19 protein-coding genes and 1 tRNA gene are annotated in these 21,747 nt (G+C 74.3%); 5 read left to right on the top strand and 15 right to left on the bottom strand.

All coding sequences use genetic code 11. From position 1 onward, the window contains the following. Positions 1–21: 21 nt before the first annotated feature. A complete protein-coding gene (locus ACSNOC_RS21080; RefSeq protein WP_436749084.1) occupies positions 22–1,899 on the bottom strand; it encodes an AMP-dependent synthetase/ligase in 1,878 nt (625 codons plus the stop codon). Positions 1,900–2,001: 102 nt separating this feature from the next. After that, positions 2,002–3,864, bottom strand: a complete 1,863-nt coding sequence (gene lepA / locus ACSNOC_RS21075) for a translation elongation factor 4 (protein ID WP_436749083.1) — start codon at positions 3,862–3,864, stop codon at positions 2,002–2,004. Positions 3,865–4,045: 181 nt separating this feature from the next. Here lepA and rpsT point away from each other — a divergent pair, with 181 nt between their 5' ends. Together rpsT and ACSNOC_RS21065 are read left to right on the top strand one after the other, a co-directional pair. Beyond that, positions 4,046–4,312 carry a 30S ribosomal protein S20 gene (rpsT, locus tag ACSNOC_RS21070; RefSeq protein ID WP_436749082.1) on the top strand — a complete coding sequence of 89 codons (267 nt, stop codon included), beginning with the start codon at positions 4,046–4,048 and terminating at the stop codon, positions 4,310–4,312. A 379-nt stretch (positions 4,313–4,691) separates the two neighbouring features. Next, complete coding sequence (locus ACSNOC_RS21065; protein WP_436749081.1) at positions 4,692–5,387, top strand: hypothetical protein; 696 nt, start codon at positions 4,692–4,694, stop codon at positions 5,385–5,387. Positions 5,388–5,444: 57 nt separating this feature from the next. Here the strand turns inward: ACSNOC_RS21065 and holA are convergent, their stop codons facing one another. Then, positions 5,445–6,431 carry a DNA polymerase III subunit delta gene (gene holA, locus ACSNOC_RS21060; protein WP_436749080.1) on the bottom strand — a complete coding sequence of 329 codons (987 nt, stop codon included), beginning with the start codon at positions 6,429–6,431 and terminating at the stop codon, positions 5,445–5,447. A gap of 46 nt (positions 6,432–6,477) precedes the next feature. Here holA and ACSNOC_RS21055 point away from each other — a divergent pair, with 46 nt between their 5' ends. After that, positions 6,478–6,723, top strand: a complete 246-nt coding sequence (locus ACSNOC_RS21055; RefSeq protein ID WP_436749079.1) for a hypothetical protein — start codon at positions 6,478–6,480, stop codon at positions 6,721–6,723. A 53-nt stretch (positions 6,724–6,776) separates the two neighbouring features. Here the strand turns inward: ACSNOC_RS21055 and ACSNOC_RS21050 are convergent, their stop codons facing one another. Both ACSNOC_RS21050 and ACSNOC_RS21045 read right to left on the bottom strand, forming a co-directional pair. After that, positions 6,777–9,263, bottom strand: a complete 2,487-nt coding sequence (locus ACSNOC_RS21050) for a ComEC/Rec2 family competence protein (protein WP_436749078.1) — start codon at positions 9,261–9,263, stop codon at positions 6,777–6,779. Next, positions 9,250–10,116: a helix-hairpin-helix domain-containing protein gene (locus ACSNOC_RS21045; protein WP_436749077.1), complete on the bottom strand. Its 867-nt coding sequence runs from the start codon at positions 10,114–10,116 to the stop codon at positions 9,250–9,252. The genes ACSNOC_RS21050 and ACSNOC_RS21045 overlap by 14 nt, the downstream gene beginning before the upstream one ends. Positions 10,117–10,341: 225 nt before the next feature. Between ACSNOC_RS21045 and ACSNOC_RS21040 the strand changes: the two genes are divergently transcribed. Further along, positions 10,342–11,394, top strand: coding sequence for a hypothetical protein (locus ACSNOC_RS21040; protein ID WP_436749076.1), 1,053 nt, complete (start codon positions 10,342–10,344; stop codon positions 11,392–11,394). Positions 11,395–11,521: 127 nt separating this feature from the next. Continuing rightward, a complete protein-coding gene (locus ACSNOC_RS21035) occupies positions 11,522–12,643 on the top strand; it encodes an IS21 family transposase (RefSeq protein ID WP_436749075.1) in 1,122 nt (373 codons plus the stop codon). A gap of 69 nt (positions 12,644–12,712) precedes the next feature. On the opposite strand, the gene ACSNOC_RS21030 is transcribed toward ACSNOC_RS21035, so the two are convergent. From ACSNOC_RS21030 to ACSNOC_RS20985, 10 genes are all read right to left on the bottom strand, one after another. After that, entirely contained in the window at positions 12,713–13,558 is an 846-nt protein-coding gene (locus ACSNOC_RS21030) for a DegV family protein (protein WP_436749074.1), read from the bottom strand. A 69-nt stretch (positions 13,559–13,627) separates the two neighbouring features. Further along, positions 13,628–14,254, bottom strand: a complete 627-nt coding sequence (locus ACSNOC_RS21025; protein ID WP_436749073.1) for a hypothetical protein — start codon at positions 14,252–14,254, stop codon at positions 13,628–13,630. A gap of 30 nt (positions 14,255–14,284) precedes the next feature. Further along, positions 14,285–17,131, bottom strand: coding sequence for a leucine--tRNA ligase (gene leuS / locus ACSNOC_RS21020; RefSeq protein WP_436749072.1), 2,847 nt, complete (start codon positions 17,129–17,131; stop codon positions 14,285–14,287). Between the two features lie 221 nt (positions 17,132–17,352). Next, a tRNA-Ala gene (locus ACSNOC_RS21015) sits at positions 17,353–17,425 on the bottom strand. A gap of 103 nt (positions 17,426–17,528) precedes the next feature. Further along, on the bottom strand, positions 17,529–17,762 hold the full coding sequence (locus ACSNOC_RS21010; protein WP_049575784.1) for a hypothetical protein: 234 nt from the start codon (positions 17,760–17,762) through the stop codon (positions 17,529–17,531). A 294-nt stretch (positions 17,763–18,056) separates the two neighbouring features. Continuing rightward, a complete protein-coding gene (locus ACSNOC_RS21005; RefSeq protein ID WP_436749085.1) occupies positions 18,057–18,704 on the bottom strand; it encodes a histidine phosphatase family protein in 648 nt (215 codons plus the stop codon). Then, positions 18,701–19,132 (bottom strand): ribosome silencing factor, encoded by a 432-nt coding sequence (gene rsfS, locus ACSNOC_RS21000; protein ID WP_436749071.1) that lies wholly within the window; start codon positions 19,130–19,132, stop codon positions 18,701–18,703. Before rsfS ends, ACSNOC_RS21005 begins: the two co-directional genes overlap by 4 nt. 74 nt (positions 19,133–19,206) lie before the next feature. Then, entirely contained in the window at positions 19,207–20,817 is a 1,611-nt protein-coding gene (locus ACSNOC_RS20995) for an LCP family protein (RefSeq protein ID WP_436749070.1), read from the bottom strand. Between the two features lie 20 nt (positions 20,818–20,837). Further along, positions 20,838–21,461 (bottom strand): nicotinate-nucleotide adenylyltransferase, encoded by a 624-nt coding sequence (gene nadD / locus ACSNOC_RS20990; protein ID WP_436749069.1) that lies wholly within the window; start codon positions 21,459–21,461, stop codon positions 20,838–20,840. A gap of 9 nt (positions 21,462–21,470) precedes the next feature. Next, on the bottom strand, positions 21,471–21,632 hold the full coding sequence (locus tag ACSNOC_RS20985; protein WP_436749068.1) for a hypothetical protein: 162 nt from the start codon (positions 21,630–21,632) through the stop codon (positions 21,471–21,473). Between the last annotated feature and the right edge of the window lie 115 nt (positions 21,633–21,747).

Raw genomic sequence — 21,747 nt, 5'->3', positions numbered from 1 at the left:
GGCGGGGGAAAACCCTGCGGCTCAGGCCACCGGCTTGTACATCTCCTCGATCAGGTGCCCGAACTCCCGCTCCACCACCGGCCGCTTCAGCTTCAGGCTCGGCGTCAGGTCACCGTGCTCGACGTCCAGCTCCCGCGGCAGAAGCTGGAACTGCTTGACCGTCTGCCACCGCTGGAGCCCCGAGTTCAGCTCGTCGATGTACCCCTCGATGAGCTGCCGCGTCTTGCCGTTCGCGACCACCTCGGCGTACTCCCCGGCGATGCCGTTCTCCGCCGCCCAGGCCATGATCGCCTGGCTGTCCAGCGCGATCAGCGCCGAGCAGAACTTCCGGCCCGCGCCGACGACCACCATCGACGACACGTACGGGCACACCGCCTTGAAGCGGCCCTCGATCTCGGTCGGCGCCACGTACTTGCCGCCGTCCGTCTTGAACAGGTCCTTCTTCCGGTCGGTGATCCTCAGGTACCCGTCGTCCGACAGCTCCCCGATGTCCCCGGTGTGGAACCAGCCGTCCGGCTCCAGCACCTCCGCCGTCTTGTCCGGCAGCCCGTGGTAGCCCTGCATGATCCCCGGGCCGCGCATCAGGATCTCGCCGTCATCGGCGATCCGCACCTCGTTGCCCGGCAGCGGCTTGCCTATCGTGCCGGTGCGGTACCCCTGCCACGGGTTGACGGTGCTGGCCGCGGCCGACTCGGTGAGGCCGTAGCCCTCCAGGATCGGGATGCCCGCGCCGCAGAAGAAGTACGCGATGTCGGGGGCGAGCGCCGCGGAGCCGGAGACGCAGCCGCGCAGCCGGCCGCCGAAGGCGTCGCGCAGCTTCTTGTACACGAGCCGGTCCGCGACCGCGTGCTTGGCCGCGAGCCGCGCGGGCACCGACTCCTTGCCGGTGCGCCGGAAGTTCTCCTGCGAGACCCGGGCGTACTCACGGGCGACCTCGGCGGCCCACGCGAAGATCTTGGCCTTGGCGCCCCCCGCCGCCCTGGCCTTCGCCGCGACACCGTTGTAGACGCGCTCGAAGATGCGCGGCACCGCGCACATCGTGGTCGGCCGCACCACGGGCAGGTTCTCGATGATCTTGTCCACCCGGCCGTCCACGGACATCACGTGCCCGATGACGATGTGCGCCGAGAGCAGCATCTTGCCGAAGACGTGGGCCAGCGGCAGCCACAGGTACTGGTCGTCGTCCTCCACGACCAGGTCGATCGACCGGACGGCCAGCCCCATGTACGACCAGGTGTCCTGGCCCAGCCGCACGCCCTTGGGGCGCCCGGTCGTGCCGGAGGTGTAGATGAGCGTCGCGAGCTGGTCGGGGCGCAGCCCGGCCACGGTCTCCCGGACGCAGTCGGGGTTCTTCTCCAGGTACGCCGCGCCGCGCTCGGCCAGCTCGGACAGGGAGAGGACCCAGCCCTCCGGGTCGCCCTCGGCGCGCACCGCGTCGGCCGTGTCGAGGACCACGACGTGCGCCAGGTCCGGCAGCCGGTCGCGCTGCGCGCGGGCCTTGGCGAGCTGGGCCGCGTCCTCGGCGATCAGCACCCGGGAGCCGGAGTCGGCCAGGATGAACGCGGTCTCGTCCTCGTTCGTCTGCGGGTAGACGGTGGTCGTGGCCGCGCCCGCGCACATGACGCCGAGGTCGGCGAGTATCCAGTCCACGCGCGTGGCCGAGGCGATGGCGACCCGGTCCTCGGGGCGGACGCCCAGATCCATCAGCCCGGCGGCGATGGCGAAGGTCCGCTCGGCCGCCTCGGCCCAGGTGCAGGAGCGCCACTCGTCAGGGCCGCCGTCGCCGGACGGCACCGGGTACCGGAACGCCGTCCGGTCCGGTGTGGTCTCGACCCGCTCCAGAAACAGGTGCGCCACCGACGGCGGTCGGTTGTTGATCGAATACTGCTTCTCGGTCACGACTCTTCCTCCGGGTGCCGCGCTGCAACGGGGGTAACTCACGAGTAACCATTGATTGGCGTTCAGAGTAAAGGCCGGGGGCGCCCGTTTGTAAGGGGGTGACTATTTCTTGTTCTTCCCGTCACCTCCGCCGTCCGAGTCGGAGGACAGGGCGGCGATGAACGCCTCCTGGGGCACCTCGACGCGGCCGACCATCTTCATGCGCTTCTTGCCCTCCTTCTGCTTCTCCAGCAGCTTCCGCTTCCGCGAGATGTCGCCGCCGTAGCACTTGGAGAGCACGTCCTTGCGGATCGCGCGCACGGTCTCGCGGGCGATCACCCGGGAGCCGATCGCGGCCTGGATGGGCACCTCGAACTGCTGCCTGGGGATCAGCTCCCGCAGCTTGGCAGCCATCTTGACGCCGTACGCGTACGCCTTGTCCTTGTGCACGATCGCGGAGAACGCGTCCACCTTGTCGCCGTGCAGCAGGATGTCCACCTTGACGAGGGCGGCGGCCTGCTCACCGGTCGGCTCGTAGTCCAGCGAGGCGTAGCCGCGGGTCTTGGACTTCAGCGCGTCGAAGAAGTCGAAGACGATCTCCGCCAGCGGCAGCGTGTAGCGCAGCTCGACGCGCTCCTCGGACAGGTAGTCCATGCCCTGCATGGAGCCGCGCCGGTTCTGGCACAGCTCCATGATCGCGCCGATGAACTCGCTGGGGGCGATGAGGGTGGCGCGCACCACGGGCTCGCGGACCTCGGCGATCTTGCCGTCCGGGTACTCGCTGGGGTTGGTCACCGTGTGCTCCGAGCCGTCCTCCATGGTCACCCGGTAGACCACGTTGGGCGCGGTGGCGATCAGGTCGAGGCCGAACTCCCGCTCCAGCCGCTCCCGGATGACCTCCAGGTGCAGCAGGCCCAGGAACCCGACGCGGAAGCCGAAGCCGAGCGCCGCGGAGGTCTCCGGCTCGTAGACCAGGGCGGCGTCGTTGAGCTGGAGCTTCTCCAGGGCGTCGCGCAGCGCCGGGTAGTCGGACCCGTCGATCGGGTACAGCCCGGAGAACACCATGGGCTTGGGGTCCTTGTAGCCGCCGAGCGGCACGGTGGCGCCGCCGCGCTGCTGGGTGATCGTGTCGCCGACCTTGGACTGGCGCACGTCCTTCACGCCGGTGATCAGGTAGCCCACCTCGCCGACGGCGAGCCCGTCGGCCGGGGTCATCTCCGGGGAGCTGACGCCGATCTCCAGCAGCTCGTGGGTCGCGCCGGTGGACATCATCTGGATGCGCTCGCGCTTGCCGAGCCGGCCGTCGACGACCTTCACGTAGGTCACGACGCCCCGGTACGCGTCGTACACCGAGTCGAAGATCATCGCGCGGGCGGGTGCGTCCGCCTCGCCGACCGGCGCGGGGACCTGGCGGACCACCTCGTCCAGCAGCTCCGCGACGCCCTCGCCGGTCTTGGCGGAGACGCGCAGCACGTCGCCGGGCTCGCAGCCGATGAGGTGGGCCAGTTCGGCGGCGAACTTGTCCGGCTGGGCGGCGGGCAGGTCGATCTTGTTGAGCACGGGGATGATCGTGAGGTCGTTCTCCATCGCCAGGTAGAGGTTGGCGAGGGTCTGGGCCTCGATCCCCTGGGCGGCGTCGACCAGCAGGACGCATCCCTCGCAGGCGGCCAGCGAACGGGAGACCTCGTAGGTGAAGTCGACATGCCCGGGGGTGTCGATCATGTTCAGCACGTGGGCCGTGCCCCCGGCCCCCCACGGCATCCGGACGGCCTGGGACTTGATGGTGATGCCCCGCTCGCGCTCGATGTCCATGCGGTCGAGATACTGGGCACGCATCTGGCGCTGCTCGACCACGCCGGTGAGCTGGAGCATCCGGTCGGCGAGCGTCGACTTGCCGTGGTCGATGTGCGCGATGATGCAGAAGTTGCGGAGGAGAGCCGGGTCGGTGCGGCTCGGCTCCGGCGCGTTCGAAGGGATCGCGGGCACGCGGGGGATCCTGTCGGGTCATGGCTGTGGGTCGCTTGGTCGTCCCCATGGTCCCATGCGGGCGGGTGTCCTCCGGATTGGGAGCACGACGGGGGCCGCTGGTACGCTGGCCCACTGTGTCCTGTCGGGACACGCCCTCTTCATCCCAACCCTCTCCACAAAAATCTGAGAAGGCTCATTCGTGGCGAACATCAAGTCCCAGATCAAGCGGATCAAGACGAACGAGAAGGCCCGCCTGCGGAACCAGGCCGTCAAGTCCGAGGTCAAGACCGCCGTCCGCCGGGCCCGCGAGGCCGCGGCCACCGGCGACTACGAGCAGGCCGAGGCCGCGCGCCGGGAGGCCGCCCGCAAGCTCGACAAGGCCGTGAGCAAGGGCGTGCTGCACCGGAACAACGCCGCCAACAAGAAGTCCGCGCTGGCCGCCCAGGTCAACGCCCTGCAGAGCTGAGCCTCTTCCGAGCCTCGCTCGCCACCGGTCCGGTTCCCGCGGCCCCTCTCTCCGCTCCGGCCGGTGCGCTTCCGGCACCGCGCTGATCCCAACGTTCGCCACGCGGGCGCGGTGCCCACCAGAACCAGGCGCGCATCTGCGGCAAGGCCCCGTTCCGCCCTTCCCCGGCGGTCTGGGGCCTTCGCGCTGAACGCGGTACGTTACCGCCATGCCGATGCCGGGGGGACAGCCGAACCCTTCTCCTTACCCGCCGCCCGGCGGCGGGCGGCCGTCAGGCCCGTACGGGCCCGCGCCGTACGCCGGTTACGGGACCGGCGGACCGCGGGGTCCGGGCGGGCCCGGGGGACCGGGAGGCGGGGGCGGCGGCTTCGGCCCGCTGATGCCCGCCTCGGCCGGCCGGCCGGGGGACGACCGCCCGCGCGGCGGGACGCCGGGCTGGCTGTGGGCACTGGGCGGCGCGCTGATCGCCTCGGCCGCGTGGGGCGGGGCGCTGTTCGCCACCGGGGTGGTCGGCGGCGCGGACGGCCCCGAGCTGGGCTACGTCTTCACCGAGGACTTATGCGACCGGGCCGACATGACGGCCTTCGAGGACGACTACGAGCCCTCGCCCGACGGGGAGCCGGCGTCCCGCTCGTTCCGCAGCGACGATCTCGACCTCGGGCACTGCGAGTTCAGCCTCAGGCCCGCCGGATCCCCGGCCGACGAGTACGAGCTGGTGTACGTGTCCTACGACACCACCTGGCACAAGGGCACCGACCCGTCCGGGGAGTTCGCCGCCAACGCCGAGTCCTACACGCAGTTCAACGACGACCCGAACTACTCGTACTACACGTACGAGACCGAGCCCATCGGCGACCTGGGCGAGGAGGCGTACATCGTCTACGGCTCCGACTCCGCCAGCGGGGTCCTGAGCTGGGTGACCCTGTCCGTCCGCGACGGCTGGTTCGAGTACGCGGTGACGTGGAACTCACTGATCTCCGGCGACGGGCACGCCGGTCTGACCAGCCGGGAGAGCGTCACGGACACCCTGATCGCCGCGACCGAGGCCACGCTGGCGGCGCTCCGGGAGGAGTGACGCGACCGGTGCGGCGCGAGGCCAACGGCCAACGGCGCACGGCCCGCGGCCCACGGCTCAACGGGAGCGCGCCGCCCCCGCGATGGCGACCACGGCCTTCTCCAGCGCGTACGCCGGGTCGTCGCCGCCGCCCTTGACCGCCGCGTCGGCGTCGGCGACGGCGCGCAGCGCGACCGCCACCCCGTCCGCCGACCAGCCGCGCATCTGCTGGCGGACGCGGTCGATCTTCCACGGCGGCATGCCCAGCTCGCGCGCCAGATCGGCCTGGCGCATGCCGCCGGGGGCCGAGGCGAGCTTGCCGATGGCCCGCACGCCCTGGGCGAGGGCGCTGGTGACGAGCACGGGCGCGACGCCGGTGGCCAGCGCCCAGCGCAGCGCCTCCAGCGCCTCGGCCGTGCGGCCCTCGACGGCGCGGTCGGCGACGGTGAAGCTCGACGCCTCGGCGCGGCCCGTGTAGTAGCGGGCGACGACCTCCTCGTCCACGGCTCCCTCGACGTCCGCGGCGAGCTGGGCGCAGGCCGAGGCCAGCTCCCGCAGATCGCTGCCGATGGCGTCGACCAGCGCCTGGCAGGCGGCGGGCGTGGCGCCGCGCCCGGCCGCGCGGAACTCGGCCCGGACGAAGGCCAGCCGGTCGGCCGGCTTGGTCATCTTGGGGCAGGCGACCTCCCGGGCGCCGGCCTTGCGGGCGGCGTCGAGGAGCCCCTTGCCCTTGGCGCCGCCCGCGTGCAGCAGGACGAGCGTGATGTCCTCGACGGGCGCCGTGAGATACGCCTTGACGTCCTTCACCGTGTCCGCCGACAGGTCGTGCGCCTGCCGGACGATCACGACCTTGCGCTCGGCGAACAGCGACGGGCTGGTGATCTCGGCGAGCGTGCCCGGCTGGAGCTCGCCCGGGGCCAGGTCCCGGACGTCGGTGTCGGCGTCGGCGGCCCGCGCGGCGGCGACCACGTCCCGCACGGCCCGGTCGAGCAGCAGGTCCTCCTGGCCGACGGCGAGGGTGACGGGGCCGAGGAGGTCGTCCGCGCTGGTCGTTCTGGCTACCATGCGCCCCAGCATCCCACGCGCCGCCGACACCGATCAGAATGGCGGGGTGACGGACGCGCGACACATCCTGGTGCTGCCGGACCGCGACGCCGCCGAGGCGGTGGCGGCCCGTGTGGCGGAGCGGCTCGGCCTGCCGGAGGAGCCCCGGCCGGTCCGGGAGGCCCTGGCGGGCGAGGACGACGCCGAGGACGCCCAGTGGCTGGTGGTGCTGGACACCCCGCCCGACGGCTGTGACCCGGCCGCGCTCGCGGAGCTGGCCGAGGCGCACGACGGCTGGCTGGAAACCGGCTGAGAGACGGCGGACGGCCCCCGTCCTCCGCCGGCGTCCGGCCGCCGCCCGGCGGGTCACTCCCGGGCGTGCCCACGCGGCCCCTCCGCCGTCGCGGTGACGGCCAGCGCCCCCTGGGTGTCCGTCCTGAGCACCGCCGCGCCGACCGCCTCCAGCGCCGCCAGGGTGGCCGGGGCGGGGTGGCCGTAGGTGTTGTCCGCGCCGCAGGAGATCAGCGCGAGCCGGGGCCGCAGCCGGTCCAGCAGCGGCCGGTGCTGCGCCGCCGAGCCGTGGTGGGCGACCTTCACCACGTCCACGGCCGACAGCCCGGACCGCTCGGCGAGCAGCCGCTCCTGGGCCGGGGGCTCCAGGTCGCCCGGCAGGAACACGGCCAGCCCGCCGGCCCGCACCAGCAGCGTCACACTCGCGTCGTTCGCCTCCAGCCCGGCCGCCGCCGCCCCCGCAGGCGGCCACAGCACCTCCCAGCTCAGCGCGTCGCCCACGCCGCCCCGCTCCCCCGGCACGGCCGGCACCACCGGAACGCCCGCGCGGGCCGCCACCCGCTCGACGAACTCCGCCTGCTCCGGGACGTCCCGCACACCGGACGTCCGGATGGCGCCGACCGCCCGGCCCTCCAGCACCCCCGGCAGCCCGCCCACGTGGTCGGCGTGGAAGTGGGTCAGCACCAGCAGCGGCACCCGCCGCACGCCCAGCTCCCGCAGGCAGCGGTCCACCGGCTCCGGCTCCGGCCCGGCGTCCACCACCACCGCCTGCCCGTCCCCGGCGGACAGCACCAGCGCGTCCCCCTGCCCCACGTCGCAGACGACCAGCCGCCAGCCGGGCGGCGGCCAGCCCGTGAGGATCCGCGTCAGCGGCGGCGGGCGCAGGACCGCCAGCAGGACCAGGAGCACGCACAGCGCCGACAGCCAGGGGCGTCCCGGCAGGCGCCGCACCAGCGCGAGCACGGCCGGCCCGGCCACGAGCAGCAGCGCCGCGCCCCACCAGCCGCCGGGCCAGTCCAGCTCGGCCCCGGGCAGCCCTGCGCCGGTCCTGGCCACGGCGGCGATCCAGCGCGTCGGCCAACTCGCCACCCACACCAGGGCGGTGGCGACCGGTATCGACACCGGCGCCACGACCAGGGCGAGCCACCCCAGCACCACGACGGGCGCCACGGCGGGCTCCGCCAACAGATTGCACGGGACGGCCACGACGCTGACCCCGGCGGCGAAGACGGTGACGACCGGCGCGCACACCGCGTGGGCCGCCGCCGCCACCGCCAGCCCCTCGGCGAGCCGCGCGGGCACCCCGCGCCGCCGCAGCGCCAGGCTCCAGCGCGGCGCGAGCGTGAGCAGGGCGCCCGTGGCCAGCACGGACAGCAGGAAGCCGAACGAGCGCGACAGGGCCGGGTCGTACAGCACCAGCAGCAGCGCCGCGGCGGCCAGGGCGGGCAGCAGCGAACGGCGCCGCCCGGTGGCGATCGCCAGCAGCGCGATGCCGCCGCACACCGCCGCCCGCAGCACGCTGGGCCCCGGCCGGCACACCAGGAGGAACGCCAGGATCAGCCCGCCGCCCACCACCGCCGTGGCGCGCAACGGCAGGCCCAGCCGCCCGGCCAGCCCGCCCCGCTCGGCCCGGGACGCGGTGCCCGGGGCGCCGGTCAGCACGGCCAGCACGATCGCGAGATGACTGCCGCTGACCACGATGGCGTGGGTCAGCCCCGTCGCCTGCACGGCCTCGGCCAGCTCGGGCGGGAGGCCCGAGTCGTCGCCGACGACCAGGGCGGGCAGCAGCGCCCGGGCGTCGCCGGGCAGCCCGGAGGCCGCCTCCCGGAGCCCGGCCCGCAGCGCCCCGGCGATCCGCTGCGGCGCGCCGGGCCCCCCGATCACCCCGGGCGGCCCGGCCGCCCCGAGCCGCAGGACGGCGGTCACCTCCACCTCGCGGCCCGGCAGCGGCGGCACGACCTCCGCCCGGACCCGCAGCCGGGCCGACGGCAGCAACTCCCGCCACCCCTCCGGCCGTTCGGCCTCGACCACCAGCAGCACCGGGCTGCGGACGGCCCGCTCGGCGCCCCCGGCCCGGACGCGGGTCGCCTCGGCCGCCAGCACCACCGGCCCCGGCGCACCGCCCGGCCGCGCCCCGGTGGCCCTGGGGTCGCCGGTCAGCGTCACCTCGGCGGTCACCCGCTGCCCGACCAGCTCCGGCAGCGGCCCGCCGCGCACCCCCGCCCGGTGCAGCCCGGCCGCCGCGGCACCCGCCGCCGCGCACAGCAGGACCATGGCGAACGCCACCGCCACCGGCCGCGCGGGCCGGGACGCCCCGGCCGGGCGCCGCGCCCGGCGCAGGACGACCGCCGCGGCGAGCAGGCAGAGGGCCACGCAGCCGGCGGTGACGCGCGCGGGCGCGCCCAGCGCCAGAGCCGCCGCCCCCCAGGCCCCCGCGGCGGGCGGCACCAGCCGCAGGTCCCCGGGCAGCTCCCGCCCCGGGTGGGCCGCGCCCAGCCGGTGGCCCGAGGCGGCGTGCACCGGATGGCGTCGCCCGGCCCCCGGCCCGTCAGAGGCTGACACGGTCCCTGATGTCGGCCAGCCTGCGCTGCCCGATCCCGGAGACCTCGCTCAGCTGGTCGATCGAGGTGAAGCCACCGACCTCCTGGCGATAGCCGACGATGTGCTCCGCCAGCACCGGCCCGATGCCGGGCAGCGTCTGCAACTGCTCGGCCGTGGCCGAGTTGAGACTGACCACGCCGCTGCCCGCCGGGGTGCCCATCGCGGTGCCGGGGCCGGGCGCCGTGCCCGCCCCGGCGCCGAGCAGGATCTGCTCGCCGTCGACCAGCGGCCGGGCCCGGTTGAGCCCGCCGGTCTCCGCGCCCGGCTCGCCGCCGCCCGCCGCCTCGATCGCGTCCGCCACCCGCGCCCCGGCGGGCAGCGTGTAGAGGCCGGGCTCGCGGACCTCGCCCGCGACGTCGACCACCACCTCGGCGGCGGCGCCCGGCGACGGCGACGCGGCGGGCGACGCGACCGCGGCGGGCACCTCCCGCTCCGCGACGGCCACCGGCCCGGGTCGGCCGGTCCAGTAGTGGTGGACGGCGAACACGGCCGCCGCCAGCAGCACCAGGGACAGCGCGGCCAGCGTCCGCGTCTCCATCCCGCACCGCGACCCGACCCACGGCGGCAGCCGCTCCCCCACCGCCAGCCGCACCCGCCGCCACGGCGACAGCCGCGCGACGGGAGCGTCCGGCGCCGCCGCGTCCGGGGGAGGGGGTCCGGCCTCGGGCGCCCGCACCGCCGCCGGAGGTGCGGGCGCCGCCGGAGGTGCGATCGCCGTCGCGGTCAGCTCTCCCGTCGTCCACGTCAGCCCCGCCGGGAAGAGCACCGCGGCCCGCGTCCGCGTCACCGCCGCCCGCGCCTCGCGGGCGCGCACGGGCCGACGCCCGGGCCCCCGTCCGGCCGGGGCACGCCCGGCTCCCTGCCTGCGTACTCGCTTTGTCTCCATGGCCGTTGACGCTAGGGGGCCGCCCGGCCCCGATGGGGGTCCACGGCCGAATCTGTGGACAACCAAAGGACTGTGGAAAACTTCGTCACTGAGGTGAGTGGACCTCTGCGACAGGACTTGTGCGGCCCTTGGCCAAGGGCAGAGGATCGCACCATGAGCACGCACGCCGTCCGCCCCGGCACCGGAGACCGGTGCCCCACGGCGGTGCGGCGTGCCCTCATGGTGGTGCTGCTGTTCGGCGCGGCCCTGTTCCTCGGCCTTCTGTTCGCCGGATCCGCGCATGCCGAGGAGTCCGGCGGCCTGCTCCCCGACCCGGTCGCGGTGCGGGACGTGCCCGCCACTCCCCGGCCCGCGGACGCCACGCGCACGCCCCAGGCCACGGACGCGGCACAGACGGCTCCGGCACCGCGCGCCACCGAAGCGGCGGAGACGCCCCCGGCACCGGGGACCACGGACGCCGCGGAGGCACCACAGGCACCGCAGGCGGCGCCGAGGACGGACCCGGCCCCCGAGCCGGTCCCCGCCCAGGCACCGCAGGCGGCCCGGAGCGCCGCCGACGAACCCCCCGCCCAGGCACCGCGGCAGGTCTCGGACGAGGCCCGTGCCGCCCGCGCATCGGGCGCTTCGTCCGTCGCCGGACTGACGGGCATGGCCGACGCGGCCGGTTCCGCACCACGGGCGCTCCCGCCCGTGGTCCCGGGCCTCACCATCGCCCTGCCGTCGGTGCGCATCTCCCTGCCGCACGCCCCCCCGCCCGGGTGGCGGGGCCCCGCGCACAACGGCGGCCGTGCCGGGGACAGCGGCGCCGGTGTTGCCCCGGGCGGCCACGACCGGGCGGCCCCCGCGGACGCCGGGCAGCAGGCCCGGCCCGGGGGGTCCGGCTTCGGGCCGCCGGTGCCCCACACCGCGCCCCTGCCCGCGCCGTCGCCCGAGGCCGAGCGGCCCGCGTCCGTGCCCCCGCCGCCCCGGGCGACGGACGGGCAGGACGACGCGGCCCGCGGCGACGGCGGCCCGTCGCCGTTCCCGCCCCGGCACCACACGAAGGACCTCGGGCGCAGCCTCTGCGACCCGACGCCGCGCGGTGTCGACCAGCCGCCCTTACTGCCCGTCGGTCACCCCCTGCTCTCCGGTACGGACGAGTCCCCCTCGGGGCCGGACTGTCCGCTGCGCGACCGCGCGCACGGGGTCCTCGCGCTGCCCGGCTGACGCGGCGCCGCGCGCTCCTCGCGCGTGCGCTCCGATCACCGTCAGCCCGAGACAGCAGGACTGAGAGCACCTCGATGTTCATATCCCGCGAAAATCCGGCGTACCGCCCCGTCACCGTGGAGGCGCCGTGAAGAAGTCCGCCGAGGAAGTCATCCAGATTCTGGTGGCCTACGACGCCACCCAGTGCGCCCACGCGGCGGCGAAGATGGTCGGGTGCGACCCGAAGACCGTCCGCCGCTACGTGGCGGCCCGCGACACCGGTCGCCCGGTGGCCGCCCCGATCCGCCGCCCCCGGCTCACCGACATGTACGTGGAGAAGGTCGAGGAGTGGGTCGACCGCTCCCAGGGGCGCCTGAGCGCGGCCCGCGCCCATGAGCGCCTGGTGAGCCTGGGCTACGACGGCACCGACCGCACCACCCGGCGCCTGGTGGCCGAGGCCAAGGCCCGCTGGCGCGCCGGGGTCCGCCGCACGTACCGGCCGTGGGTGCCCGAGCCCGGCCTGTGGCTGGAGTTCCGCTGGACCCAGGGCCCCACGGTGCCCGGCCCGGACGGACAGCCGCGCCGGACCTCGCTGTTCCATGCCTGGCTGCCCTGGTCGCGGTTCCGCGTCGTGCTCCCCTCGTGGGACCGCACGCTCCCGTCGCTGGTGTGCTGCCTGGACACCGCGCTGCGCGCGGTCGGCGGCGTCCCGGCACACCTGCTGACGGCCCCCGGCGCCGGTGCGGGCATCCGCCACTCCGACCTCACGGAGGTCGGCCTGCACTACGGCGCGCAGGCCCGGGCCCGCGTGCCGTACACACCGGACTCCATGGGCGACGGCAGGTGGGCGGAGATCCGGATCGCGCCGGGCGACCTGGTGCCCATCGGCACCGACCTGCGCCAGCGCTACACCTCGTTCGCCGCGCTGCGCTCGGCGTGCGCGCTGTTCACCGAGCGGGTCAACACCGGGAACGAGCGGATCACGATGGAGCGCCGCCGCCTCAATCCGCTGCCGTCCGAGCCGTGCGCGCTGGCCCTCGGCCGTCGGCGCACGGTGAACGGCGACCGCGCCATCGCCTACGGCGCGCGGCGCTACCCGCTGCCGCCGAGCGTGGCGGGTCGCGACGTCTGGATCCGCGCGGCCGACGGCGAGCTGGTCGTCGTGGCGGACCTGGCCGGGCCGACGCGGCTGGCGGAGGTGGCACGCCACCGGCTGCCCGCCCGGACCCTGCGGGAGCGGACCCCCGCGCGGGCCGAGCGCGAAGGCTGAGCGCGAGGGCCGGCCGCCGACGCGGCGGCCGGCCCGCCCGCCCGGCTCCGTCTCACGCCGGACGGCCGCTCACCGCGGCGAGACGACCACGCCCAGCAGTCCGGGCCCGGTGTGCGCCCCCAGCACCGCGCCCACCTCGCTGACGTGCAGCTCGGCGAGCCCCGGCAGGCGGCGGCCGAGCCGCTCGGCCAACTGCCCGGCCCGTTCCGCCGCCGCCACATGGTGCACCGCGACATCGACCGGTCCGGCCGCCGCGTGGTCGGCCGCCAGCTCCTCCAGACGCGCGATGGCCCTGCTCGCGGTGCGGACCTTCTCCCGCACCTCGATGCGTCCCTCGGTCAGTTCGAGCAGGGGCTTCACCGAGAGCGCCGAGCCGAGCAGCGCCTGCGCGGCTCCGATCCGGCCGCCGCGCCGCAGATGTTCCAGGGTGTCGACATAGAAGTACGCGCGGGTCGCCTCGGCCCGCTTCACCGCGCCCGCCACCGCCTCGTCCAGAGTGCCGCCGACCGCCGCGACCTCGGCCGCCGCCAGCACCGCGAAGCCCAGCGCCATCGCGACCATCCCGCTGTCCACCACCCGCACCGGCACCGGCGCCTCGCGGGCCGCGACCACCGCCGCGTCATAGGTGCCGGAGATCTCCGACGACAGGTGCAGCGAGACGATGCCCGTCGCGCCCGCGTCGGCCGCCGCCCGGTAGGCCGCGGCGAACATCGACGGCCCGGGCCGGGACGTCGTCACCGGCTGCCGCTGCCGCAGCGCCTGCTCCAGCCGCCGCCCGGCCTCCTCGGTGCCGTCCTCCAGCGCCTCTCGGCCGAGCACCACCGTCAGCGGCACCACCGTGATCGCGTGGCTCTCGATCGCCGCCCGCGGCAGGTAGGCCGTGGAATCGGTGACGATGGCGAGAGAGCGGGACATACAACGGAGACTAGCGGAGGCGTCCGGGGAGCCCGGCAGAGCACCGGCCCGATGCGCCTCCGCCCGCGCTCAGTCCCCGTCCTCGACCGCCCTGCGCTCGGTGGCCCGCTCCGTCGCCGGCCCGGTCGCCCGGTCGCCGGTGACCTGCCCGGGCACCGGCGACCAGTGCCGCAGCGCGTTCGCCTCCAGCGCGATCTGCTGGTGCAGGGCGTCCACGCCCGCCGTGTCGTCGTGACGCGCGCGGTCCTGCGCGGCCCGGCGCAGCGAGTCCGCCGACGAACGGATCCGCTCCGCCCGCACCCGCAGGTCCGGCAGGCGGGCCGCCGCGCGGGCCCGGTCCGGCTCGGCCGTCATCAGCAGGGCCAGCTCGTCGTCGACCCGCTCCGCGTGCGCGGCGAGCTGGTCCAGCAGCGCCAGCGCCTCCCGCAGCGCCGGGTCGCGCTCCACGCCCGCGGCGAGCGTGCCGCGCGTGCTGTCCAGCGACAGCCGCAGCTCCCGCCGCATCCGCGCCATCTCGCCCACCACGCCCGGCTGGGCGGCCCGCGCCGCGAGCGTCGCGTCGGTCAGCGTGCGACGCACCTCCCGCTTCGCGCGGGTGACGCCCCGTCTGACGGCACGCACCCCGCGCACCACCATCGCCACGAAGACGCCGAGCACCACCAGGGACAGCGCGAGCCACGCGATAGCTATCTCCATGAATCCCCAGGGTAGGTCCCCGGACGCCGATCAGGCGGGCACAATGTTGACCAACTTCGGCGCCCGCACGATGACCTTGCGGATCCCGGCCCCGCCCAGCGCCGCGACCACGCCCGGATCGGCCAGCGCCAGCGCCTCCAGCTCCGCCTCCGTCACCGCCGGCGGCACCTCCAGCCGCGCCCGGATTTTCCCCCTGACCTGCACCACGCACGTCACGGTCTCGGCCACCAGGTACGCCGGGTCGGCCACCGGGAACGCCTGCCGGGTCACGCTCTCCCCGTGGCCCAGCCGCGCCCACAGCTCCTCCGCGATGTGCGGGGCCAGCGGCGCGATCAGCAGCACCAGCGTCTCCGCCGCCGCCCGCGGCACCCGGGCCAGCTTGGTGACGTGGTTGTTCAGCTCGGTGATCTTGGCGATCGCGGTGTTGAAGCGCAACTGCTCCAGGTCCTGGGTGACGCCGTCGATCGCCCTGTGCATGGCGCGCAGCGTCTCGTCGTCCGGCTCGTCGCCGACGACCGTGACCTCGCCCGTCGCCTCGTCCAGCACGTTCCGCCACAGCCGCTGCAGCAGCCGGAACTGGCCGACGACCGCGCGGGTCTCCCAGGGCCGCGACACCTCCAGCGGACCCATCGCCATCTCGTACAGCCGCAGCGTGTCGGCGCCGTACGCGGCGAAGATCTCGTCCGGCGCGACCACGTTCTTCAGCGACTTGCCGATCTTGCCCAGTTCGCGGGTGACCGGCTGCCCCTGGTACAGGAACGTGCCGTCCCGCTCCTCGACCTCGGCCGCCGGCACCGGGAAGCCGCGGCTGTCCCGGTAGACGTACGCCTGGATCATGCCCTGGTTGAACAGCTTGTGGTACGGCTCGTCCGACGAGACGTGTCCCAGGTCGAACAGCACCTTCTGCCAGAACCGCGCGTACAGCAGGTGCAGCACGGCGTGCTCCGAGCCGCCCACGTACAGGTCGACACCGCCGGTGGGCATGCCCTCGCGCGGGCCCATCCAGTAGCGCTCGATCTCGGGGTCGACCAGCCGCTCGTCGTTGTGCGGGTCCAGGTAGCGCAGTTGGTACCAGCACGAACCCGCCCAGTTGGGCATGGTGTTGGTCTCGCGCCGGTACCGCTTGGGCCCGTCGCCCAGGTCCAGCGTGACGTTGACCCACTCCTCGTTGCGCGACAGCGGCGTCTCCGGCTGCGTGTCGGCGTCGTCCGGGTCGAACGTCCGCGGCGAGTAGTCCTCGACCTCCGGCAGTTCCAGCGGCAGCATCTCGTCGGGCAGCGGGTGTGCCACGCCGTCCTCGTCGTAGACGATGGGGAACGGCTCCCCCCAGTACCGCTGGCGGCTGAACAGCCAGTCCCGCAGCCGGAAGTTGACGGTGCCCTCGCCCAGACCCCGTTCCTGGAGCCAGGAGTTCATCCGGGACTTGGCCTCGGGGACGGTCAGCCCGTCCAGCGTGATCCCGTCCCCCGCCGAGTTGATGACGCGCGCGTCCTTGGCGTCGAACGCGTCCGCCCACTCCGCCGGGTCCGTGCCGCGCCCGTCGGCGGGCTCCACGACGCACCGCATGGGCAGTTCGAAGGCCCGCGCGAACGCGAAGTCCCGGCTGTCGTGCGCCGGGACGGCCATGATGGCGCCCGTGCCGTAGCCCAGCAGCACGTAGTCCGCGATGAAGACGGGAATCCGCTCGCCGTTGACCGGGTTGACGGCGAACGCCCCGGTGAAGACGCCGGTCTTCTCCTTCGCCTCCGCCTGCCGCTCCACGTCCGACTTGGCGGCGGCCTGCTTGCGGTAGGCCGCGACCGCCTCGGCCGGGGTGGCGTGCCCGCCGGTCCACACCGCGTGCGTGCCCTCCGGCCAGGCGGCCGGGACGACTGCGTCGATCAGGTGGTGCTCGGGCGCCAGCACCATGTAGGTGGCGCCGAACAGCGTGTCCTGCCGGGTGGTGAAGACGGTGACGGTGCCGCCGTCGCCCTTCTCACCGACCTGGAAGTGGATCCGGGCTCCCTCGGAGCGGCCGATCCAGTTCCGCTGCTGGAGCTTGATGGCCTCGGGCCAGTCGACGGTGTCCAGGCCGTCCAGCAACCGGTCGGCGTAGGCGGTGATCCGCATGTTCCACTGCCGCAACTTCGACTTGAACACCGGGAAGTTGCCGCGCTCGGAACGGCCGTCGGCCGTCACCTCCTCGTTGGCCAGCACGGTGCCCAGGCCGGGACACCAGTTGACCGGGGAGTCGGAGGCGTAGGCCAGCCGGTACCCGCTCAGCACGTCGGCCCGCTCCGCGGCGGTCAGCTCACCCCACGGCCGCCCGTCCGGCGTGGCCTGCTCGCCCGCCTCGAACCGCGCGACCAGCTCCTCGATGGGCCGCGCCCGCCCGGCGTCCGGGTCGTACCAGGAGTTGAAGATGCGCAGGAAGATCCACTGCGTCCAGCGGTAGTAGTCGGGGTCGATGGTGGCGAACGAGCGCCGCTGGTCGTGGCCCAGGCCCAGCCGCCGCAACTGCGCCTTGTACGTCCTGATGTTGGCCTCGGTGGAGACCCGCGGATGCGTGCCGGTCTGCACCGCGTACTGCTCGGCGGGCAGCCCGAAGGCGTCGAAGCCCAGGGCGTGCAGGACGTTGTGCCCGGTCATCCGCTGGAAGCGGGCGTAGACGTCGGTCGCGATGTACCCCAGCGGATGCCCCACGTGCAGCCCCGCGCCCGACGGGTACGGGAACATGTCCATGATGAACTTCTTGGGCCGGGCCGCCCGCTCGGGGTCGCCCGCCAGGTCCCCGGACGGGTTGGGCGTCTCGTACGTGCCGTGCCGCTCCCAGTAGTCCTGCCAGCGAGCCTCGATGTCCGCGGCCAGGGCGGCGTCGTACTTGTGTGTCTCGCTCATCGTCTTCGGCACTCCATCGGTCGTCTCTGCCACGCAATGAAAAAACCCCTCACGCAGGAGGGGATGGCCGCGCTGGCGTCATGGTCGTCGTTCGTCAGCGCGGCCGCGTAAGCAGAAGGCGTACGGCACGCATGGCGACAGGGTAGCGCACTCCCCGCAAGGCCCTCGCGCCGAAATACACGAGCGGGCCGCCCACCGAATGGACGGCCCGCTTCAGGCTGTGGAGCTAAGGAGAATTGAACTCCTGACCTCTTGCATGCCATGCAAGCGCTCTACCAACTGAGCTATAGCCCCTTGCCGATCCGCCTCGGGCTTTCCCTTCCGGGCTTTCCCCTCGGCGGCGATGCCTACTGTACACGCCCCCCGGGCCCGTTTGCCAAATCGGTTCCCGGCGGGGTCAGACGCTGGCGAACGAGTAGAAACGCTTCAGCGCGCAGTGCTCGTCCAGGAGCCGGCCGTAGATCGGCTCGCCCTCCAGTTCGCGGTACACCTCGATCGGGTCGCCCTTTATGATCAACGCCCGCGCGCACTCCACGCACCAGTACTGGTAGGCCACGTTGACCGGTTGCAGGTCGCGCACGATGGGCGTGCCGGCTCCGCACCAGTCGCACTTCCTGCTGTGTGCACCCATGCGCTATCAGCTCCACCCTCGGTTGTGGGCCGTGCACACGAGGCATACCCCTCCGTCGAGCCGGGTGATCGCGACCGGGAGGTCCCGCTCCCGGCGTCGTGACGATTCTGCCACGGCGGGGGCCCGCCGATAAGCCTTGTGATCCCGCCTCCGCACGAAGGGAGACGGGATCGATACACAGGGCTCAACGGGCCTTCCGGCGGTCCGGCGCCCCGGCCGCCACGCCCGCCCCGGCCGTCACACCGAGCGCCGGGGGGTCACCCGCGCGGCTCCGGGAGGGAGGGGGGCCGGGAGTCAGACGTCGTCGCCGATGACGGGCTCGGGGAGGGAGCCCGCGTTGTGCTCCAGCAGGCGCCAGCCGCGGACGCTCTCGCCCAGCACCGACCAGCAGCAGTTGGACAGCCCGCCCAGCGACTCCCAGCTCTGCGGGGGCAGCCCGAGCAGCCGGCCGATGGTGGTGCGGATGGCGCCGCCGTGACTGACCACGACCAGCACCCGGCCCGGCGGCAGCTTCTCGGCGGCGCGCTCGACCAGCGGCGCCGCGCGGTCCGCGACCTCCGTCTCCAGCTCGCCGCCCCCGCGCCGCACCGGCTCGCCGCGCTTCCACGCCGCGTACTCGTCGCCGTAGCGGGCCATGATCTCCTCGTGCGTCAGGCCCTGCCAGGCGCCGGCGTACGTCTCCCGCAGCGCCTCGTCGTAGGTGACGTGGAGGCCGGTCACGGCGGCCAGCTCGGCGGCCGTGTCCCGCGTGCGCCGCAGGTCGGAGGAGATGATCGCGAACGGGTCGAGGCGGGCCAGCAGCCCGGCGGCGCGGCGCGCCTGCGCCCGGCCCACCTCGGTCAGCTCGATGTCCGTGGTGCCCTGGAACCTGTTCTCCAGGTTCCACGCCGTCTGGCCGTGCCGCCACAGCACGATCCGGCGGAGGCCGTCGGCGCCGCTCAGCTGCCCTCACCGCCCTCGCCCGGCTCACCGGCGTCCGCGGCGGCGGCCCGGCCCCGGGTGGCCTCGGCGTCCGGCGGCAGCTCCAGCAGCGGGCAGTCCTTCCACAGCCGCTCCAGCGCGTAGAACACCCGCTCCTCCGCGTGCTGCACATGCACCACGACGTCCACGTAGTCCAGCAGGACCCAGCGGCCCTCGCGCTCGCCCTCCCGGCGGACCGGCTTGACGCCCAGTTCCTTGGACAGCCGCTCCTCGATGCCGTCGACGATCGACTTGACCTGGCGGTCGTTGGGCGCGGAGGCCAGCAGGAAGGCGTCGGTGATGGCCAGGACGTCGCTGACGTCGTAGGCGATGATGTCGTGCGCGAGCTTGTCGGCGGCGGCCTGGGCGGCTACCTCGATCAGCTCGGTGGCGCGGTCCGTGGCGGTCACAGGTGCAGCAATCTCCTCGATGTCGCGGGCGCGGGCCCGTCCGTGCTGTCCAGGGTCTCACGCCGTGCCGACACTCACGCCCCAAAGTCCTGGCCCAGGATGATCGTCACATCGGCGGTGCCGGGGCTGTCGCCCTGGACGACGGCCTCCTCGGGCAGCCCCAGCGTCCTGGCCACCTCGATCGCGGTCTGCCGGTGCGCCTCGTCCGCGTACGTCACCGACGACTCCGCGCTCCGGTCGTCCGCCGCGCGGCTGTCGGTCACGCTGAAGCCGCCGTTGAGCAGGGTGACCCTGGCCTGCTCCGCCGCCTCCTCGCCGCTGCCCGCGTCCCTGATGCCCACGCGCGCCGCCGCGCCCGGGGCGGCGTCGTCGACGGTGCCGCCGAGCACGTCCGCGACCAGCCCTTCCGCGGTCGCGTCGCTGATCGTGCCGCCCTCCTCGACGGGCAGCTCCTCGGTGGTGTAGTCGCCCGCCTGCGCGAACCCGGCGAGCCGGGCGAGGCTGGCCCCGAGCTCCTGCTCGGTCAGCGAGGGGTCGGTGATCTGCGCGAGCCCCTCCACGACGCGGATGGCGCCGCTCTCGCTGTCCGGCATCTTCGCCAGCACCGCCGCCATCACCTGCCCGAACCGGGCGAGCTGGGCGCTCTGCGGCTCGTCCTCGGCGCGGTGGGTGGCGTACGCGGCGGCGGCCCGGCCGTCGAGCAGGACGTCCTCGCCCAGCGGCACCAGCGGGCCCGCGTCCTCGTTCCCCTCCTCGCCCTCCTCGGCCGGCACCTCGGCGTCGGTGGTCACGGTGATGCCGCCGACCAGGTCGACCAGGATCTCCAGGTACGGGGTGTCCAGCCGCCAGGTGCCCTTGATGTCGGCGCCCAGCAGGCCGCCCACGGCGTCCCGCACGGAGCCGGCGGCCTCGTCGGCGACGGCCTGGCCCAGCGTCGTGGGGCCGCCGTCGGAGGTCACGGCCAGCTCGTTGGGCAGCAGCAGCGTGGTGCCGGACCGGTCGGTCTCGTTGGCGACGAGGAGGGCGGTGGCGGTCTCGTCGGAGTCGGTCTGGCGCAGGTGCACCACGATCACGTCACGCCGCTCCGCACCGGTGGCGCCGTCGCCCGCGTCGCCGGAGCCGGAAACGAACGGCAGCCGGTCGGTGCCCCACAGGTAGCCGGTGCCGCCGAGCAGTGCCAGGACCAGCACCACGATCAGCAGCCGGCGCCGGCTCCGGCCGCGCCGCTTGGCCTCCTCGCGGCGCTCGGTGCGGCTCTCGGTGAACTTCAGCCAGTCGATGACGTCCTGCGACTCCTCGTCCGGCTCGTCGACGAAGGAGAACTGCTCGGTCTGGTACCCGTCGTCCGGCGGCTGTCTCGGCGGCGGCACGGCCGCGGGCTGCTCCGCCGGGCCGGGCTCCGCCACGGGCGCGGGAGCCGGCTGCCCGGCCGTGCCCGGGTCGTAGCCGTAACCCGCGTAGACGTCCGTGACGGGTGGCTGCGGCGGCTGCGCGGGGTAGGCGTCGGGGTGGCCGGTGGCGTAGGGGTCGTACGCGTAGCCCTCGTACCCGGCCCGCGGCTGCTCCTGCCCCGGGGACTGGGGCTGGGGCTGCTCCTGCTGCTGGGTGGGGGCGGGCGCGTACAGCGGGCGCCCGTATTCGTCGTATCCGTAGACCTGCCCGTACGGATCCTGTCGGTCGTTCACAGTGCCGCCCTTCAGCCCGCTCAGCGTGTGGGTTCGGTGAGGTCCCGGTACAGCGCACGCTTGTTGATGTAGCGCACGACCCCGTCGGGCACCAGATACCAGACGGGATCGCCGTGGGCGACCCGTGCGCGGCAGTCCGTCGAGGAGATCGCCAGCGCGGGCACCTCGACCAGCGAGACGCCGCCCTGCGGCAGTCCGGGGTCGGCGAGGACGTGACCGGGCCGGGTGACGCCGATGAAGTGCGCGAGCGAGAAGAGCTCGGCGGCGTCGCGCCAGCCCAGGATCTGGGCCAGCGCGTCGGCGCCGGTGATGAAGAACAGGTCCGCGTCCTCGTGTTCGGCCCGCAGATCCCGCAGGGTGTCGATCGTGTACGTCTTGCCGCCGCGGTCGATGTCGATCCGGCTGACGGAGAACTGCGGATTCGACGCCGTCGCGATCACCGTCATCAGATAGCGGTCCTCGGCCGGGGAGACGGACCGGTGCCCCTTCTGCCACGGCTGCCCGGTGGGCACGAAGACGACCTCGTCGAGGTGGAAGCGCGCGGCCACCTCGCTGGCGGCGACCAGGTGACCGTGGTGGATCGGGTCGAACGTCCCGCCCATCACGCCCAGCCGCCGCTTGGCGGGGCCTATCTTCTCTCGCATGCGCCGACCTTAGCGGTCGCGGTTGAGCCGCGTGGTGATCCAGAGGAGGAGCAGCAGGGCGGCGAGGGCGCCGCCGCCGATGGCGTAGGCGTTGAGGGTGCTCTCGTGGCCGCCCTCCTCGGCGAGGGTGCGCAGGGCCGAGGCGGCGGGCGAGGCGGTGAGGTGAGTCATCGCGAACCTATCCGGGAACGGGGCATGGGACGGCATGACGGCGTGGAACCGTGCCTGTCATCGTAAGCGGACCGCCCCGCGACGGCCTCCCGCCCCCACCGAACCCCGCCGGACC

Origin of the sequence: Streptomyces sp. URMC 129 (assembly GCF_051386415.1) — a bacterium.
Lineage (GTDB): Bacteria > Actinomycetota > Actinomycetes > Streptomycetales > Streptomycetaceae > Streptomyces.
The sequence above is the reverse complement of the archived record's forward strand: the minus strand, read 5'-3'. Positions and strand labels throughout refer to the sequence as shown.

Excerpts from the sequence above, each read along its gene's own strand:
- nadD (WP_436749069.1), bottom strand. The coding sequence starts at position 21,461 with ATGCGAGAGAAGATAGGCCCCGCCAAGCGGCGGCTGGGCGTGATGGGC.
- ACSNOC_RS21040 (WP_436749076.1), top strand. The coding sequence starts at position 10,342 with ATGAGCACGCACGCCGTCCGCCCCGGCACCGGAGACCGGTGCCCCACG.
- ACSNOC_RS20985 (WP_436749068.1), bottom strand. The coding sequence starts at position 21,632 with ATGACTCACCTCACCGCCTCGCCCGCCGCCTCGGCCCTGCGCACCCTC.
- ACSNOC_RS21030 (WP_436749074.1), bottom strand. The coding sequence starts at position 13,558 with ATGTCCCGCTCTCTCGCCATCGTCACCGATTCCACGGCCTACCTGCCG.
- ACSNOC_RS21025 (WP_436749073.1), bottom strand. The coding sequence starts at position 14,254 with ATGGAGATAGCTATCGCGTGGCTCGCGCTGTCCCTGGTGGTGCTCGGC.
- ACSNOC_RS21010 (WP_049575784.1), bottom strand. The coding sequence starts at position 17,762 with ATGGGTGCACACAGCAGGAAGTGCGACTGGTGCGGAGCCGGCACGCCC.
- leuS (WP_436749072.1), bottom strand. The coding sequence starts at position 17,131 with ATGAGCGAGACACACAAGTACGACGCCGCCCTGGCCGCGGACATCGAG.
- holA (WP_436749080.1), bottom strand. The coding sequence starts at position 6,431 with ATGGTAGCCAGAACGACCAGCGCGGACGACCTCCTCGGCCCCGTCACC.
- ACSNOC_RS21065 (WP_436749081.1), top strand. The coding sequence starts at position 4,692 with ATGCCCGCCTCGGCCGGCCGGCCGGGGGACGACCGCCCGCGCGGCGGG.